Source organism: Hufsiella ginkgonis (assembly GCF_009834915.1).
Classification (GTDB): Bacteria; Bacteroidota; Bacteroidia; order Sphingobacteriales; family Sphingobacteriaceae; genus Hufsiella; species Hufsiella ginkgonis.
The window spans coordinates 1,183,038-1,199,689 of sequence record NZ_WVHS01000002.1 but is presented as its reverse complement, the minus strand read 5'-3'; the positions used below and the strand labels follow the sequence as shown (position 1 = coordinate 1,199,689).

9 protein-coding genes are annotated in these 16,652 nt (G+C 52.2%); 7 read left to right on the top strand and 2 right to left on the bottom strand.

Annotated features, from left to right (window positions below; translation table 11 throughout):
* Positions 1 to 58: 58 nt before the first annotated feature.
* Positions 59 to 1,543, bottom strand: coding sequence for a bifunctional phytoene desaturase/3,4-desaturase (gene crtID / locus GS398_RS12070; protein WP_160907000.1), 1,485 nt, complete (start codon positions 1,541 to 1,543; stop codon positions 59 to 61).
* Positions 1,544 to 1,660: 117 nt separating this feature from the next.
* Between crtID and GS398_RS12065 the strand changes: the two genes are divergently transcribed.
* From GS398_RS12065 to GS398_RS12050, 4 genes are all read left to right on the top strand, one after another.
* On the top strand, positions 1,661 to 2,500 hold the full coding sequence (locus GS398_RS12065) for a phytoene/squalene synthase family protein (RefSeq protein ID WP_160906999.1): 840 nt from the start codon (positions 1,661 to 1,663) through the stop codon (positions 2,498 to 2,500).
* 107 nt (positions 2,501 to 2,607) lie between these two features.
* Positions 2,608 to 3,111: a hypothetical protein gene (locus tag GS398_RS12060; protein WP_160906998.1), complete on the top strand. Its 504-nt coding sequence runs from the start codon at positions 2,608 to 2,610 to the stop codon at positions 3,109 to 3,111.
* Positions 3,104 to 3,778 carry a lycopene cyclase domain-containing protein gene (locus GS398_RS12055; protein WP_160906997.1) on the top strand — a complete coding sequence of 225 codons (675 nt, stop codon included), beginning with the start codon at positions 3,104 to 3,106 and terminating at the stop codon, positions 3,776 to 3,778. Before GS398_RS12060 ends, GS398_RS12055 begins: the two co-directional genes overlap by 8 nt.
* Complete coding sequence (locus tag GS398_RS12050) at positions 3,775 to 4,017, top strand: cytochrome b5 domain-containing protein (protein ID WP_160906996.1); 243 nt, start codon at positions 3,775 to 3,777, stop codon at positions 4,015 to 4,017. Before GS398_RS12055 ends, GS398_RS12050 begins: the two co-directional genes overlap by 4 nt.
* Positions 4,018 to 4,063: 46 nt before the next feature.
* Here the strand turns inward: GS398_RS12050 and GS398_RS12045 are convergent, their stop codons facing one another.
* Positions 4,064 to 5,209, bottom strand: coding sequence for a M28 family metallopeptidase (locus tag GS398_RS12045; RefSeq protein WP_369410256.1), 1,146 nt, complete (start codon positions 5,207 to 5,209; stop codon positions 4,064 to 4,066).
* A gap of 183 nt (positions 5,210 to 5,392) precedes the next feature.
* Here GS398_RS12045 and GS398_RS12040 point away from each other — a divergent pair, with 183 nt between their 5' ends.
* From GS398_RS12040 to GS398_RS12030, 3 genes are all read left to right on the top strand, one after another.
* A complete protein-coding gene (locus GS398_RS12040; RefSeq protein WP_160906995.1) occupies positions 5,393 to 6,238 on the top strand; it encodes a hypothetical protein in 846 nt (281 codons plus the stop codon).
* A 167-nt stretch (positions 6,239 to 6,405) separates the two neighbouring features.
* Positions 6,406 to 15,828: an IPT/TIG domain-containing protein gene (locus tag GS398_RS12035; protein WP_160906994.1), complete on the top strand. Its 9,423-nt coding sequence runs from the start codon at positions 6,406 to 6,408 to the stop codon at positions 15,826 to 15,828.
* On the top strand, positions 15,825 to 16,514 hold the full coding sequence (locus GS398_RS12030) for a hypothetical protein (RefSeq protein ID WP_160906993.1): 690 nt from the start codon (positions 15,825 to 15,827) through the stop codon (positions 16,512 to 16,514). Before GS398_RS12035 ends, GS398_RS12030 begins: the two co-directional genes overlap by 4 nt.
* Positions 16,515 to 16,652 lie beyond the last annotated feature (138 nt).

Genomic DNA, 16,652 nt, shown 5'->3' with positions numbered 1-16,652 from the left:
CCTGGCGCTTTATCTGTTTTAGAGGTACCCGGGCCGGGCAGCGCAAAGTCTATAGAGCTCACTCCCGCTGTTTACCCTTAAGATACCTGATCACTTCCTTTGCCGCCACCTGTCCCGAAATGATCGCCGGGGGTACTCCCGGTCCCGGCACCGTCAGTTGCCCGGTATAAAAAAGATTTTTGACCTTTTTCGAACGCATTTTGGGCTTTAGGAAAGCTGTTTGAAGCAGCGTGTTGGCCAACCCGTACGCATTTCCTTTAAACGAATGGTAATCGGTCGTAAAGTCATTTAAGGCATAGCTTCGTTTTACCATGATGCTGTCCCTGATCCTCTCTCCGGTCACGGTTTCAAACCGGGTGATCATTATTTCGAAATATTTTTCGCGGAGCTCGTCGTTATCGGGGAGGCCCGGGGCCAGCGGCATAAGAAAGAACAGGTTCTCACACCCGGCCGGCGCTACGCCCGGATCCGTAACAGAGGAGCAGGAAACATAAAAAAGGGGTTTCGATGGCCATACAGGCTGTTCATAGATCTCGTGCGCATGGCGTCCGAAGTCCTGGTCGAAGAACAATTGGTGATGACGCGCATCACTAAGTTTCTTGTTGATCCCGAGGTAAAAGATAAGGCAGGAAGGCGACAACGTCCTCGATTCCCAGTAGCGGGTGCTGTAACCGCGAAACTTCCCGGCAAGCAGCTGCTGGTCGGTGTGCTCGTAATCTGCACCGGAAAGTACGAGGTCTGCCTGGAAGATCCCCTGGTCTGTTTCTATCGCGGAAGCTTTATCGCCTGTTACCACGATGTGTTTAACAGCGGTGTTTAACCGGAACTTAACGCCTTGCGCCGCAGCGACGCTCACCATTGCGTTTACTACCTGGTGCATTCCTCCCATGGGGTACCAGGTACCGAGAACGAGGTCGGCATAATTCATCAGGCTGTACATGGCGGGTGTGTTTTGCGGCGTGGCCCCCAGGAAAAGCACGGGAAATTCGAGCAGGCTCACCAGGCGTGGATCTTTAAAGTACTTTCGCACGTGTTTGCGCATGCTCGTGAGCAGTTCGATGCGCAGCGCCTGGATAAGTAACCGGGGCTCCAGGAACTCCAGGATGGAAAGCGAGGGCCTGAAAACGTAGTCTTGCATGCTCACCCGGTATTTGTAAGCGGCCTCTTCAAGGAACTTTTTTAGCGAAGGGGTGCTTCCAGGTTCGACGGCTTCAAATAATTGTTCCAGTTCGGCCATGCCGGCAGGAACGTCGATCGCGTCATTTTTGGCAAACCATACCCGGTAGGAAGGGTCGATCCGCACAAGGCGGTAATAATCGCTCACCTTTTTGCCGAAGAGGGCAAAATAATTTTCGAATACTTCCGGCATCCAGTACCAGCTCGGGCCCATATCGAAACAGAAGCCCCCGCTTTCCCAGGTTCGTGCCCTTCCACCCGGCTGGTCATTTTTTTCGTAAATAGTTACTTCAAAGCCTTCCCGCGCAAGGATTGCGGCAGCAGAAAGCGAGGAAAAGCCGGAGCCGATGATGGCGATCTTATACAAGGAAAAAGGAATAAACAACGATAAATACCAGGTAACGAACAATAAGGATGGCGGTAGTGTTCATGTAAATCAAGATAACGTGATGGTAAATTTAGTCAATTCAGTAAATTTGGAGGAATGCGGGTGAACAATGAACTATATGATGAAGCATGTTTTGCATGCTGCAAGGTAATTACCCGGAAATACAGTACCTCTTTTAGCCATGGGATCCGGGCGTTCGACCGCAAGCTGCACAACCCCGTGTATGCCATTTACGCATTCGTACGGTGCGCCGACGAGATCGTGGATACCTTTCACAGCCACGACCAGGCTGCCATGCTCGGCAGCTTCAGGGCCGAAGCGTTCGAGTCGATTAATAAAGGGTTGAGCCTCAACCCGGTACTTCACGCTTTTCAATGCGTGGTGAACCGTTACAGCATTGATCATCACCTGGTCGGCTCGTTCCTCGATTCGATGGAGATGGACCTTCACCGCACCATCTATTCACCCGAAGGGTATCGCAGTTACATTTACGGCTCGGCGGAGGTGGTAGGCCTGATGTGCCTGTACGTATTTTGCGAAGGCGACAACCGGCTGTTCGGTCATCTCAAGCCCCATGCCATGAGCCTCGGGTCGGCTTTCCAGAAGGTGAACTTTTTGCGCGATATCCGGGCGGATTACGAGGAACGCGGCAGGATCTACTTCCCAGGGGTGGATTTTAAGTATTTTAACGAGGCGGATAAACATCACATCGAGCAGGATATCCAGCAGGATTTTAACACTGCGCTGGAGGGGATCCGGCAATTACCGGAATGCGCCCGTAAGGGTGTGTACATCGCTTATACCTATTACCTGGGGCTTTTTAGCAAGATCAGGCAGTTGCCGGCCGCAGCGGTAACCGAATGCCGCATAAGGGTATCAGACAGGCGTAAGGTGTGGCTGATGGCAAACGCGCTGGTGAAGGAGCGGATGTTGTGAAAAACTATCGGTTGTCAGAGGCCGGTTATCAGCCCGCGGCAGGCCGTTGGTTTCCGGTTGCGGGGTACCGGCTTTTGTGCGGGATTTTATTAATGTGCTGCTGGTTGATGGCCGTGGGGTTCAAGGCAGCCCGGCATAGCCCTGAAGACATTAAGCAAGTTCGCGAAGAGTTTTACGTAGCGGTAAACAATCCGGCGGCTGCCGACAAGTTTTACGATAAACTCAACGGCCTTAAACCTGCCGAGCCGGTATTGATGGCTTATTATGGCTCTGCGCAGGCCTTAAAGGCCCGGTATGCCTGGAACCCATATAAGAAGCTCAGCTACTTGAAACAAGGCAGCAAAACGCTTAGCGCGGCGGTAAAGGCCAACCCGGATAATTTCGAGATCAGGTTCCTGCGGTTTTCGCTGCAGCATTTCGTGCCTGCTTTTCTGGGCTACAGTAAAGAGCTGGAAGAAGACCGCCGGCAGCTCATCGCCCTGGCGGTGAAAAGACAATTCGGGTCGATGGATAGGCTGCTCATCAACCACCTGCTGGAATTTATGATCGATACGAAACGCTGTACCGCCGAAGAGATCACCCTGTTGAAAAAAGCGATGGCCGATGGATAAACAGTATACCTACCTGCTGATCAACTTCCTGACCGTGTTGTTCCCGGTGGCGCTTTCGTTTGATAAACGTGTGGCATTTTACAAAAACTGGAAGTTTATTTTCCCGGGGCTTTTCCTCTCCGGATGCCTGTTCCTGGTTTGGGACTATGTATTCACGCTTACGGGTGTATGGACCTTTAACCCGGAATATATCGTCGGTATCTATTTATACCGGCTTCCGCTGGAAGAGATCCTGTTCTTTTTCACGGTGCCTTTCTCCTGTATATTTATCTATGCGTGCTTAAATCATTACTTTAACAAGCCCATGCCGCTAGGCCCGGGCAGGTATGTCAGCTTTGCGCTGATGGGGGTATCGCTGGTGCTGGTATTGGTGTTTCGCGGCAGTGTGTATACGGTGGTTACATTTTCGCTGCTGCTGGCTTTGCTGTTCTACGCGTGCTTTATCCTCCGGGTAACTTTTCTTAACCGGTTTTACCGTGCATACCTGGTTTCGCTGCTGCCTTTTTACATCGTGAACGGCTTGCTGACCTCCATCCCCGTAGTACTGTATAACGATGCCGAAAACATGGGCGCCAGGGTGGGCAGCATTCCGTTGGAAGACCATTTCTACCTGATGGCCCTGCTGCTTACCAACCTTTTGTTCTTTCATTATTTCAAAAAGAAATGACCGACCACCTCCCGCATTATACCCGCTCACAGCTCGCGCTGCGCAACGGGCAGGACAAACCCCAGGTCTGGGTGGCTTACCAGGGTGTGATCTACGACGTTACCGAAAGCCGCTTATGGCGTAACGGAAAGCATTATGAACACTGGGCAGGACAGGACCTCACCCATGAACTGAAAGACGCGCCGCACACGGTCAGTGTATTCGCACGATTTAAAGCGGTGGGCGTTATCGCAAATTAACTGATAAGTCGCTCACGGAACGTTTTGGTGCAAACAGTTATGCGGGCTACTTCTGCAGCAGAGAAGCAAATTGAGTGAGTAGCCTGAAAAGGTCGTTATATTTATTTAAGGGTAGTGTTTTACTGATGTCGAACACGTCGTGATAGGCTTTAATCCCGCCCATCGTGTAGATAAAAAATGCCGGCACGCCTTTCTCCGTAAAAAAGTAATGGTCGCTGTTGGCCGCTTTACCGCGGGAAACCACTTTTGGTAAGTAACGTCCCTGCCCGTTCAGCTGCCTGATCAAATTGAACTCCTCCGGGTAAACCGTGGCATTTACTACCGTGATCCCTTCTTCGCCGGTACCGGTGATGTCCATATTTACCAGGAAACGGATGTTATTTAACGGGACCAGCGGTTTTTCGGTGAAATGTTTTGACCCCAGGATACCCGCTTCTTCGCCCGCAAAACAGATAAAGAGAACCGAATAGCGTTGCGGATGGGCGGCATAGAATTTCGCTAAACTTAGCAGCATGCTTATACCGCTCGCATTATCGTTAGCGCCGGGAAACCAGGTTTTGGCACCCATACCGCCCAGGTGATCGTAATGGCCGGTGAATACGATAAAGGAATCGGGTACCGCCGTTCCCCTCACCACGGCCGCAATGTTGGCCGCCCGGAAGTTACGGACCACTTCGTTCCCGATATTTACGCTGACGGTGACCGGCGGCCCCTGGATCGATTTCTTATCGATCTTAATAACGGTGTAGTCCGCCGCTTCCTGTGCTACAGACCAGGTGAGCTTATCTTCCAGCGTCACCAGGATCCGGTTGGCCGGGTCGGAGAAGTTTAGGCTGTCCTTTCGTACCAGGGTGCCCGTCGCCTTAATGCCGCGGCTTTCCGGGCTGACGATAAAATCGCGCCCGGGTTCCAGGACGGCGCCATTGACGGTTACCTCCATTCGCCCCGGAAACGTGTTCACATCGTAACCGAACTCCTGCAGGTAGCTTTTACCGTTAACGGGCTTAAGCCCGAAAGCCAGGAACTGTGCGCCGATAAACCTGGCGGCCTTGCCCATTCCATCGTTGGTATAACCGCGTCCCCAGAAGTACCTGGAGGTAAGCGTATCCACGATGCCGCGCGCAAAGAGCGAATCCTGGGCGAATAACGCGTTCGCGGAAAAAAGCAGGAGGAGGGTAAGTTTGAGTTTCACGGGGGGCGTCAGTAATCAGTTGTCAGTAATCAGTTGTCAGTAATCAGCTATCAGTTCCTGCGGGCGTCATGCCGGAACTGGCAACTGATGACTGACCACCGGTCACTAAATTATAAAAATCTTGTTACCGTATCTCTTTTTACGAATAATTCGTAGTTTTACGAAATATTCATAATAATCAAGATGGAAAAAAAGAACAGCTTCAGCTTTATCATGGCCGGTATCCTGTTTACGGCCTTTTTATCACCTGCATCCGCGCAAAAATTACCCGACAACCAGGAGGTGGGTATACGCGCCCCGCAAGCCGTTAAGATCGACGGCAAGGCATCGGAATGGGGAACGCTGCAGGCTTTTAACAAGAATACGGAAGTTGCCTACACGGTGGCTAACGACGACAGTACCCTGTACCTGGTAGTGCAATCAACTGTCGGCAATGTTATTTCTAAGATCACCGGAGGCGGGATTACGTTCTCTATTAACACGGAGGGCAAGAAAAAAGAGAAAGATGCCGTGTCGGTTACCTTTCCTGTAATTGCGCCGCCAAAGCCCGTGGCCGAAACCGCAGTTGCAGGCGGCAGGAGCGGGGCGCCGCTCACGGTGGTAGGCGGCGGCATGTCGGCAGGGCCAGGTATGAACGCGGCGGCGCTAAAAAAACGAAAGGATTCGATCATGTTTGTAAACACCAACAAAAAGATTGATAAATTTAAAGACGTACAGGTATTGGGGATCCCTGCAATCAAAGATACGTTGCTTTCAATTTACAACGAGGAAGGCATAAAAACGCGTTGCACTTACGAGGAAAGCGGTCTCTATACTTACGAGCTTGCTATTCCGCTTAAATACCTCGCTATTAATATCAGGAACCCGAAAGAGTTTCTTTTCAACCTCAGGCTAAATGGTATCAACCTCGGCGCTCCGTCATCCGGAGGATCAATTTCCATCGTGAGCACCAATGGCGGCGGCGGCGATTTCCAGGCGATGTTCTCACCGACAGATTTTTGGGGAAAGTACCTGGTGGTGGCAAAGTAGTTTAGGTTGTACGTTTGACGTGGTAGGTCCCTGTTCCGTTGTTATGAGCCGGTCAGGCGACGGCGTCTAAACGGCTGACGTCAAACGTACAACCTGCTCAATATCAAATAAATCAATCTTCACATCCGTTTTTTTGTGTACCTTTACGGGATTTTAGAATCCTGTAAATGCTCTCAAAATCTTTTATTTCGCTTACGGGCAAGTTGCGACCGTACAGATACTTCCTAGTGTTTGTGCTCACCCTGCTTTCGCAGCGGGGCCTTGCACAAACGCCTTCCGGTTCGTCTGATAATTACCTGGTTCCGATGAACCTCCCGGCCATCCTCCCGGTGAAGGACAATGATGCCGGTAAAACAGGGACTACGGTGGTCGCTTCGGCAAATCCGTCTCATGGTACCGTAACTTATAACGCGAATGGCACGGTGACCTACCAGCCGGCAACCGGGTTTTACGGGCAGGACAGGTTTGAATACAAGCTCAGGTCTTCCGCCGGTGTGCTTTCCGCAAGCATCGATGTACGGGTGGCGGTGAGACCGGCAGGCAGCCCGGATGCCGTGTTTACCCCGTACAATACATCTTTCGTTTTCCCGGTGATTACCAATGATGTGAGTAAGACCGGGACGTCTGTTTTTGCTGATGACCAGCCGCTTCACGGCTCGCTGGTAATCGACAACGCTACACGCGAATTCACTTATGCTCCTTTTAATGACTTTTGCGGGTACGATACTTTTCATTATAAACTGCTCACCACGGTTGACAACGTAGCTTCCGAGCCTATCCTGGTGACCATAGGCGTACGTCCCCTGGGAACACCAGACGTGGCTGGCTTCTCATTGAATACAGACGTGGCGATCCGCGTAAAAGACAACGACCTGAATACGGTTGGTACCTCGGTGAAAATCGTTGCCCCGCCAACGTCGGGAACCATCGTCCTGGCAGATGCGGTAACTAATACGATTACCTACCGGCCTAACACCGGTTTTACCGGGACGGATACTTTTACGTACGCATTGGTAACCACAGACGGGTTGGAATCACTGCCAATAGTGGTGAAGTTAATTAAAAAACCTGCGGGAACTAACGACTACCAGGTGACAACTACCGGGCTTAAGCCAGTGAAGATCGCTGTAAAGAATAATGACGAGTCAAAAAATGGAACGTCTGTGATCCTGACCAGCAACCCGACAAAGGGAACGGCGGTGGTGAACGCAGATAATACGGTCACTTACACACCTGCGGAAGTTTCAGTAGGGCATGACGTCTTTACTTACCAGCTTGAACTGGAAGGCGTGCGGTCTAATACCATTTACGTGGGCGTTATACTAAGTCCTGCCGGCACGGATGACCAGGTGTCGGTACCGATGAACACTGCTACTTCGCTGAACGTGCTGGCGAACGACCCCGATGGTGCAGGCTCACCCATCACCATCAAAGTAGACCCTTCCCATGGTACGGCGGCAGTTTCAAACGCGGCGGTAACCTACCGGCCGGTAACTGGTTTCCACGGGAAAGATTCTTTTAAGTATTATATTACGAAGAATGAGCTAGAGTCTGACCTGGTTACTGTTTTCATAAATGTTAAACCTGCAGGTACAAGCGACACGTTTACTACGGGGGTGAACACACCGGCTGTATTGGCCGTAAAAAACAATGACGCGGGCGCCGTAGGTTGTACCGTGGTGATCTCCACTTCGCCCTCACACGGATCGGTGGTTGTAAACCCAAATGGTACGATAACTTATACCCCCGCAGCAAGCTCCACCGCCGGCGACAGCTTTTTCTATATACTACGCGATGAAGATAACGTGGACTCTGAACCCATCGCGGTGGCGTTGAATATCGCCCTGCTGACCGAGGCGGATGTAGTTTTCACCGATAGGGAGGCTGCTGTAAAAATTGCGGTTAAAGATAACGATGTAAGTAAAGGCGGCACAACCGTGCTGCTCGCAACGGCGCCCATGCATGGTTCGGCAATAATAAACGGCGATGGTACGGTGACTTACACGCCGGTTGCCGGTTTTTACGGCGCCGACAGCTTCAAATATGTGTTAAACAACGCATCAAGTTCCAGTGCAAATACGAATGTAACGATATACGTAAGACCGCGGGGCACACCCGATGCGGTATCTACCGTGATGAGCACCCCTGTGAACATCGCGGTAAAAACGAATGACCCTGATACATTTGGTACCACGGTGGTGAAAACTACCAGCCCGGTAAACGGAACGGCTACGGTTAATGCGGATAATACCATCACCTATATCCCGGCGGCCGCGTTCCACGGAAAAGATACGTTTAGCTATTTGCTGAAAACGGCAGATGGCAGCGAGTCTGCGCCGATCAGCGTAACGGTAAGTGTAATTCCTTCCGGTACGGCGGATGTTGCTTCGGTTATTGCCAACTCCTCTACCGATATCCAGGTTAAGCTAAATGACGAAGGTAAAACAGGAACGGTGGTGTCCTTGTCAACTTTCCCTGAACATGGCACCGCGACCGTTGGAACGGACGGCGTTATTACTTATAAACTTGCTTACAACAGCGTTGACCCATATACCGGGCTGGATAAATTTACTTATACCCTGTCAAACCTCGATGCCTTAAGGTCGGCGCCGATAACCGTCACCGTTCAAGTAAAACCAAGCTCGACCAGGGACATCGTAGAAACCTTGATGACGCAACCGGTGGTTATCCCCGTTACTATAAACGATCTTTATACGTTGGGCACCACGGTGGTTAAGAAGAGCGAAACAACACACGGGACCGTGGTGGTGAATGCCAACAATACCGTTACTTATACACCTGTAGCGGGCTACCTGGGGCAGGATGCCTTTAGTTATGTGTTGAGGACGGCAGACGGGGTGGAATCGAACGTGGTGACCGTCACCATTACGGTGATCAACCCGGTGGCTGCCGCGCCTACCATCGTATCATTTACGCCCTCATCCGCAGAGATTGGTACACCGGTTACCATCACCGGCACTAATCTTACAGGAACCACTGCTGTTACTTTCGGCGGGGTTGCAGGTTCGTTCCTTGTGAATTCTTCCAACTCCATCACCGCAGTGATGACAACCGGTACTTCGGGCAGTATCGAGGTGACCACGCCGGCAGGAAAAGCGGGCAAGGCGGGGTTTACTTCTCTCTCAATCCCGCAGATATCCTATGCATCTCCCAAAGATTTCGGGTCTGGTGACGCGGTCGTTATTTCAGGTAGCCAGTTTAAGAACGTAAGCCAGGTAAAATTCGGAGGTGTTCCGGCTGCTTCCTTTGTCGTGGGGACGAACTACGAAATCACTGCCATTGCCGGGACCGGAGCCTCCGGAGCTGTAGAAGTGATTACGCCCGGCGGGACGGCCACTTACGGTTCATTAACCTACTATGTGAAGCCCACTATAGCCTCATTTTCACCCTCGGCTTCCGGCATGAGCCAGGACGTACTGATCACAGGTACCAACCTGGCCGGGATCAAGAGCGTTTTGTTCGGCGGAAAACCTGCAGCTAGCTGGTCGCTAAGATCGCCGACCCTCCTGGTAGCAAGACCTGCATACGGTTCACAGAGTGGCGACATCACCGTCATCGGCTTCGGCGGAACGGTAAGACTGCCCGGTTTTACTTTTATCCCGGGGCCGGAAATAACGGCTATTACGCCTTCGACCGTAGGTCCGGGTGATACGATGGAGATCACCGGTAAGAATTTTACAGGCATTACCTCGGTGCAGCTTACCAGCGGAGGCGTGGAATCTTTTACGGTTAATTCACCAACCAGTATAACCGCTAAGCTGGGCTCCTATGTTTATGGAACATTGGTAATAACCGCGGCTAATGGTACGGCGACTTTTGAGGGACCTGCTATCGTCCAACGTACTTATATAAGTTCAGTCGCTCCGTCAAGCGGCAAGGAGGGAGATGCCATAATTATTTACGGGGCAAATTTTGACAACGTAAGGAGTGTCAGTATAGGCGGAGTCCCGGTTGACGTGGTCAGCGTGTTCAATAGTTTCGAGATCAGGATCGTGCTCGGCAAAGTACTTAGCGGCGAGGTGAAGGTCGTTACAGATCAGGGTATAGCCACCAAAGCCGGCTTTAATTTTTACCTTCCGCCTTCAATTACCTCGTTTACGCCCGGATCCGCTAAAGCGGGCGGCACGGTAGTTATCAAAGGGAAAGACTTCACGAATGTCAAATCAGTAAAATTCGGCAATATGAATGCCGCTTCATTCAAGGTCGACTCGGCGGCAGGCATCACCGCGACTATTGGAAACGGGGCAAGCGGCGACGTTTCGGTAACTACATTGGGAGGAACCACAAGCGCAGGCGGCTTTACTTTTATAAATATCCCGGCTCCTGCGTTAACTTCCGTTACACCGACGGTGGGAATTGCAGGTACGGTAATCACTTTGACGGGTACCAACCTTAATGATGTAACGAGCGTAACGGTTTACGATACCAAGGTTTCCTCGTTTACCATTTTATCGCCAACTACCATAACGGCCGTGCTGGCCCCGTCGTCCGGTCTTAACGTCGGTTTGGCGATGGTTAACAGTCCCGGGGGCAGTGCGTCGATCGGGTTCAGGTTTATACCAACACCTGGAATTACTTCCTTTTCGCCTGCCGTTGCTAAAACAGGAACAGCGGTTACGATTTACGGATCCAATTTTAAAGAAGTGTCCGGGGTCACTTTTGGAGATATCCCGGCCGCATCCTATGTGGTCAGCCAATCTGGCAATAGCATTACGGCCATTGTAGGGCAGGGCGCTAGCGGCGAGGTAAAGGTGGCCACGCAAGGAGGAAACGCCGTTTTAGGCGGTTTTAAGTTCGCGCTCCCGCCCGTTATTACGTCTTTCAGCCCTACAACTGCTAAAACTGGCGATAGAGTAGTGATCACCGGGGAGAATTTTATAGGCCTTACTACCGTTTATTTGGGCAGCTCTGTATTGGGCAGCTATGAGAAACTTTCCGACAGTTCTATCGCCGTTATCGTTCCTTCTTCGAGTACCAGCGGCGAAGTCTCGCTAACTGCGCTTGGAGGCAGGGCCGCCCTGGCAGGATTTACCTTTATTCCGGCTCCCACTATTGCTTCTTTTTCGCCAACATCGGGTACAACCGGAACGGCGGTCACTATTACGGGCACTAACTTTACCGGTACAACATCTGTAACTTTCGGGGGGGTGCCGGTCTCATCTTTTACGGTTGATTCGCCAACGAAGATCAACGTGGTAATAGGTGCGGGCGCTGCAGGGCCTTCCGTTGTTAATACCCCGGGCGGCACAGCCACACAGAGCGGTTTTACCTTCCTGGGGGGACCGTCGATCAGCTCATTCTCGCCCTACACGGTAAAAACCGGCACCACGGTCACCATTACCGGCACCAATTTTACCGGTGCTACCGCGGTAACCTTTGGCGGGGTTCATGCAAGCTCCTTTGTCGTGAACTCGGCCACCAGCATTTCGGCTGTGGTGGGTGCGGGCGCATCAGGCGCCGTTTCAGTAGTTACACCTGCCGGTACCGCTACCCGGAACAGCGGATTCTTTTTCTATGATCCCCCAAGCATCACCTCATTCAGCCCGGCAAGTGCCGCCGTTAACCAGGAAGTGACTATAAAAGGGACCCACTTTATCCAGATCCATAGCCTTGTAATAGGAGGCAAGCCGGCAGCCAGTTGGCGGCTGGTTACAGACTCACTGGTCATTGCTAAAGTTGGCGAAGGTGCTGCAAGTGGCGACATCGTACTTACCGCCGATGGTGGAACTTTCGCCATTCCAGGATTCATCTTTATCCCCGGACCGGAAGTTACTTCGATCTCCCCGGACCATGCTGCTGTAGGGCAAACCATCGAGCTTACCGGGAAACGCTTCGCCGGGGTAACCAACGTAGCTTTCGCCGGCAATGCGGTAAGCAGCTTTACCGTGAATTCTGATACGCGTATTACCGTTACCGTGCCTCAAAATGCGGTTACGGGACCGGTACTGGTTACCAGCCCGGATGGCCCGGGTAGGAGTAACGTCAATTTAACGATCGTCGAAAACGTGGCTGTACCGGTTATTACCTCCTTTTTACCATCTACCGTGGCAGTAGGGACAACCGTCGAAATTCTTGGGAACAACTTCCTGAATGCCACTGCCGTGAACCTCGGCACCACGCCTGCCGCATCGTTCATCGTGCGGTCGGCTACACGTATCACAGCGGTAGCGGCTTTCGCCCCAAGCGGCGACGTTACCGTTACCACCCCAGCGGGAACAGCCAGGAAAGCGGGGTATGTGGGCATAATGCCGCCGATCGTTGGAGGGTTCTCGCCACATGTTGTTTCACCTGGAGATGTAGTGACCATCCACGGTGAGGGACTGGATGGCGCAACCGCCGTAAGTTTTGGCGATGTGCAGGCAGCTTCGTTCGTGGTTAATTCATCAACCAGTATCACCGCAGTGGTTGCCGGCGCATCATCGAGCCTGGTAACCGTGGTTACACCCGGCGGTATATCTACTTCCAGCGGCCTAACCTTTAATACACCGCACGTAGGCTCCTTTATTCCCCAAACAGGTAAGGAAGGCACGGTAATAACGATTACGGGCTGGAAGCTTGAGAACGCGACTGCGGTGCGCGTTGCAGGGATCCCCGTAGCATCGTTTACCATAAAACCGGGTTCTCCAACGGAGATCGTAGCCGTTCTTGCCAATGGTGTTGGCGATGGCAGTACCAATGTATCTGTAACGGTACCCGAGGGGGTGCTCGTCCAGTCGGGATTTGTGTTTATCCACAAGCCTGTTATTACGTCTTTTGCGCCGCTTACAGCCAAAGCGGGCGATGTTGTAACGCTTACCGGTTATAATTTCACCGATGCCGCGTCTGTAAGTTTCGGTAATACGCCTGCAGCCTCTTTTACCGTCAATTCCCCGCAAAGTATTACCGCGGTAATAAGTAATGGGGCGAGTGGCGATATCGCAGTTACTGCGGCAGGAGGAACCGCCTCCTTTCCTGGCTTTACGTTCGGTTTCGAACCGGCTATCACTTCCTTTTTGCCCACCGTTGCCAAAGCCGGAACTGCCGTAACCATTACCGGTACTAACTTTACAGGTGCCAACGCCGTTTCTTTCGGCGGTGTTGCAGCAGCGTCGTTTGTGGTAAATTCCTCCACCAGTATTACGGCGGTTGCCGGAACCGGCGCAAGCGGCCAGGTTAAGGTAGTAACGCCGCTAGGCACCGCTGCTGCGGAAGGGTTTGAGTTTGCACCCATCCCGGTTATCACTTCTTTCTCTCCGGCTTCAGCGGGACGGGGCACCGAAATTACCATCACAGGCACAGGGCTGGGGAGTACTACGGCAGTGGCAATTGGCGGTGTTGCAGCCACGTCTTTCACCATAAATTCGCCAACGAGCGTTAGCGCCATCGTGCCGGTTACCGCAAGCGGGCCGGTAAGCATAACCACCGTGGGCGGAACGGCCACAAAAACGGGTTTCAGCTTTATTCCGCCGCCCGAACTTTCTTCGTTCACGCCAGAAAAGGCGAAGGCGGGCACAACTATAACTATTTACGGCTTCGGGTTTACCAATGCTACCGCGGTGAGCTTCGGCGGAATTCCCGCTGCTTCGTTCACCGTGAAGTCTACGGCCGAGATCACCGCAGTGGTGGGTACCGGCGAAAGCGGCGAGATATCTGTGACCGCACGCGGCGGAACAGTAACCAAGGCCGGATTTACTTTTATCGCACCACCGGTGATCACTTCATTTACGCCGGCAACTGCAAAATCAGGCGATGCGGTAACCATCACGGGTGATAATTTTACCAATGCCAGCATGGTAACCTTCGGAAATGTGAATGCGGCATCATTTATTGTGAACTCCCCTAAAAGCATTACCGCGATTGTGCGAAATGGCGCCAGCGGAGAAATTGCCGTAACCACCGAAGGCGGAAAGAGCGTAAGCCCGGGATTTACCTATATCCCGCCTCCCGTCATTACCGGTTTTGCGCCGTTAAGCGCGCGTTCGGGCGTACCGGTCACTATCACCGGTACCGGGTTTTCAGACGTTACTTCCGTCACCTTTGGCGGTACGCCGGCTGCGTCTTTCGTGGTTAACTCGGCTACCAGTATCACGGCAGTTACTGCCAACGGATCAAGCGGGGTCATCCAGGTATCCGGCGCCAACGGAACAGCTGCCTTAAGCGGGTTTACGTTTGTGCCGCCTCCGGCTATCTCCTCTTTTGCGCCGTCAAGCGCTAAAGCCGGTGCCACCGTTACCATAACCGGCACGAATCTTACCGGGGTAACAGCGGTAAGATTTGGTGGTGTAGCAGCCACCTCCTTCGTGGTTAGCTCACCTTTCAGTATCCTGGCAGTAGTGGCTGCGGGCGCCTCGGGCGATGTATCGATTGTTGGCCCGGGCGGCTCGGCTAGTACTCCCGGCTTTACCTATCTGCCGCCCCCGGTCGTGACTTCGTTTACACCGTCGGTCGCGAAAACAGGGTCGGTGGTGACCATTACAGGAACGAACCTGGATAGTGCTACTTCCGTTCGGTTCAGTAATGTGGCCGCGGCATCCTTTACGGTAAATTCAACGGGGAGCATCTCCGCCCTGGTAGGCGAAGGAGCATCAGGTGAAGTCACGGTAGTTACACCAACCGGTACGGCACAGCTAACCGGGTTTACCTTTATGCCTGTGCCCGCAATTGCAGCCGGGCAAACCACGTTCGCCACCGGCGGTGATGTAACGCTCCGGGTTGCCCCGGTTGCGGGTCTTACCATTCAATGGGCGCGTGATGGCGCAGATATTAACGGCGCTACAGATGCGGCGTATGTGGCTACTCAGGCCGGATCCTATACCGTAAGCCTCGTGGCAGGTAACCTACGTACAACTTCGGCAGCAGTGGCCTTGCGCAAGATCTTTACGCTGCCTGCCAGTAACTTCAGGTTACTGGTAACCGGGGAAACCTGCAGGACCAGCGACAACGGATCCGTGAAGCTTACCGCCGCGGCATCCTATAATTACACAGCTACACTGGTTGGACCAAATAAGCGGATCACCTTACCGTTCACTACTACGCTAACCTTTGGCGACCTTGCAGCGGGCGCTTATACGCTCGAAGTTACGGTAGAAGGTCAGCCAGACTACAAACAATTATTCCAGGTAACGGTTACCGAGCCCAAAGACCTGGCGCTTATCGCCTCCGTAAACGCGGACGATAAAAAAGTAATCCTGAAAATGGCTGGAGGCGCGATCTATTACGTGCAGCTGAACGGAGAAAGCTACAGCACCGCTGATCCGGAATTGACCCTGCCGCTGGTAAACGGAGTGAACCAACTGACCGTTTCTACCGACAAGGATTGCCAGGGAGCTGTTACTAAAATGATCACGCTCGAAAGCAAACCGGTGCTTTACCCTAACCCGGTAGAAAAGATCCTGACGATTGCCGACAGTCATTTCACGAAAGTGTACGCCGAAGTAAGAACCCTTGATGGCAAACTGGTAATCTCAGGTACTTATATAAGCGAGTTCGGCGTAATAGAAATGGATCTCGGCCAGGTACAAACCGGTGTTTACTTACTGAAATTGGTTTCTGATAACAAATCTATGTCCTTTAAGATCATCAAAAAATGAAGCGACTGATCCTCCTGGTAATATTATCATCGTCACTTTATAGCTGCGGTAGCGCAGGTGACGATCCGCAAACGGAACCTGTACTGCCCCCGGCAAAAGCCACACTATTGACGCCTGCCATGAACGAAGCCTGTACCACCGGTACGGTAATTTCTGATTCCGAGAGCCGGATCACCCTCAAATGGACGGCTTCGGACCATACCGACGGCTACGAGGTGAACATTAAGAACCTCGCAACCGGCAGCACGGTAAAACAGCCCAGCATTAAGGCGGAACTCGAAATCGCATTGCTGAGAAACACACCTTATTCCTGGTTCGTCGTGTCGAGGTCGCTTAAGTCGACCGATATCGCGCAAAGCGACACCTGGAAATTCTATAACGCAGGAAGTGGTGTACAGGCTTACGCGCCTTTTCCGGCGGAAGCCGTAACGCCGGTGATCGGTCAGCAGGTAGCGGCGGGTACCGTTAAACTCGAATGGCGGGGCGGCGATGTAGATAACGACATTACCGGGTACGACGTATATTTCGGTACCAGCAGAACGCCCGGGGTATTAAGCAGCAACTTGACCACCAGTTCGGTAAACGCCTCTACGGCCGCAAAAACCACGTATTACTGGAAAGTCGTTTCGAAGGACTCCAGGGGGAACTCCTCGGACTCGGGCGTGTTCGAGTTTAGTACCAACTAGGACGCGCTACCGGCTTATCTATTCACTTTTTGGTGAACTTTTGGGTTTTTAAAACGGTTTATTGGTTCCCCTGATTTGGGAAATACACATATTTATGTGTAATATCGGTACAAATTACAACCAATTTAATCTCTCAAC

What these genes read in the sequence shown, in the direction of transcription:
- GS398_RS12060 (WP_160906998.1), top strand. Translation starts at nt 2,608, where the DNA reads ATGGCCGTGGGGTTCAAGGCAGCCCGGCATAGCCCTGAAGACATTAAG.
- GS398_RS12050 (WP_160906996.1), top strand. Translation starts at nt 3,775, where the DNA reads ATGACCGACCACCTCCCGCATTATACCCGCTCACAGCTCGCGCTGCGC.
- GS398_RS12055 (WP_160906997.1), top strand. Translation starts at nt 3,104, where the DNA reads ATGGATAAACAGTATACCTACCTGCTGATCAACTTCCTGACCGTGTTG.
- GS398_RS12035 (WP_160906994.1), top strand. Translation starts at nt 6,406, where the DNA reads ATGCTCTCAAAATCTTTTATTTCGCTTACGGGCAAGTTGCGACCGTAC.
- GS398_RS12065 (WP_160906999.1), top strand. Translation starts at nt 1,661, where the DNA reads ATGCGGGTGAACAATGAACTATATGATGAAGCATGTTTTGCATGCTGC.
- GS398_RS12040 (WP_160906995.1), top strand. Translation starts at nt 5,393, where the DNA reads ATGGAAAAAAAGAACAGCTTCAGCTTTATCATGGCCGGTATCCTGTTT.
- GS398_RS12030 (WP_160906993.1), top strand. Translation starts at nt 15,825, where the DNA reads ATGAAGCGACTGATCCTCCTGGTAATATTATCATCGTCACTTTATAGC.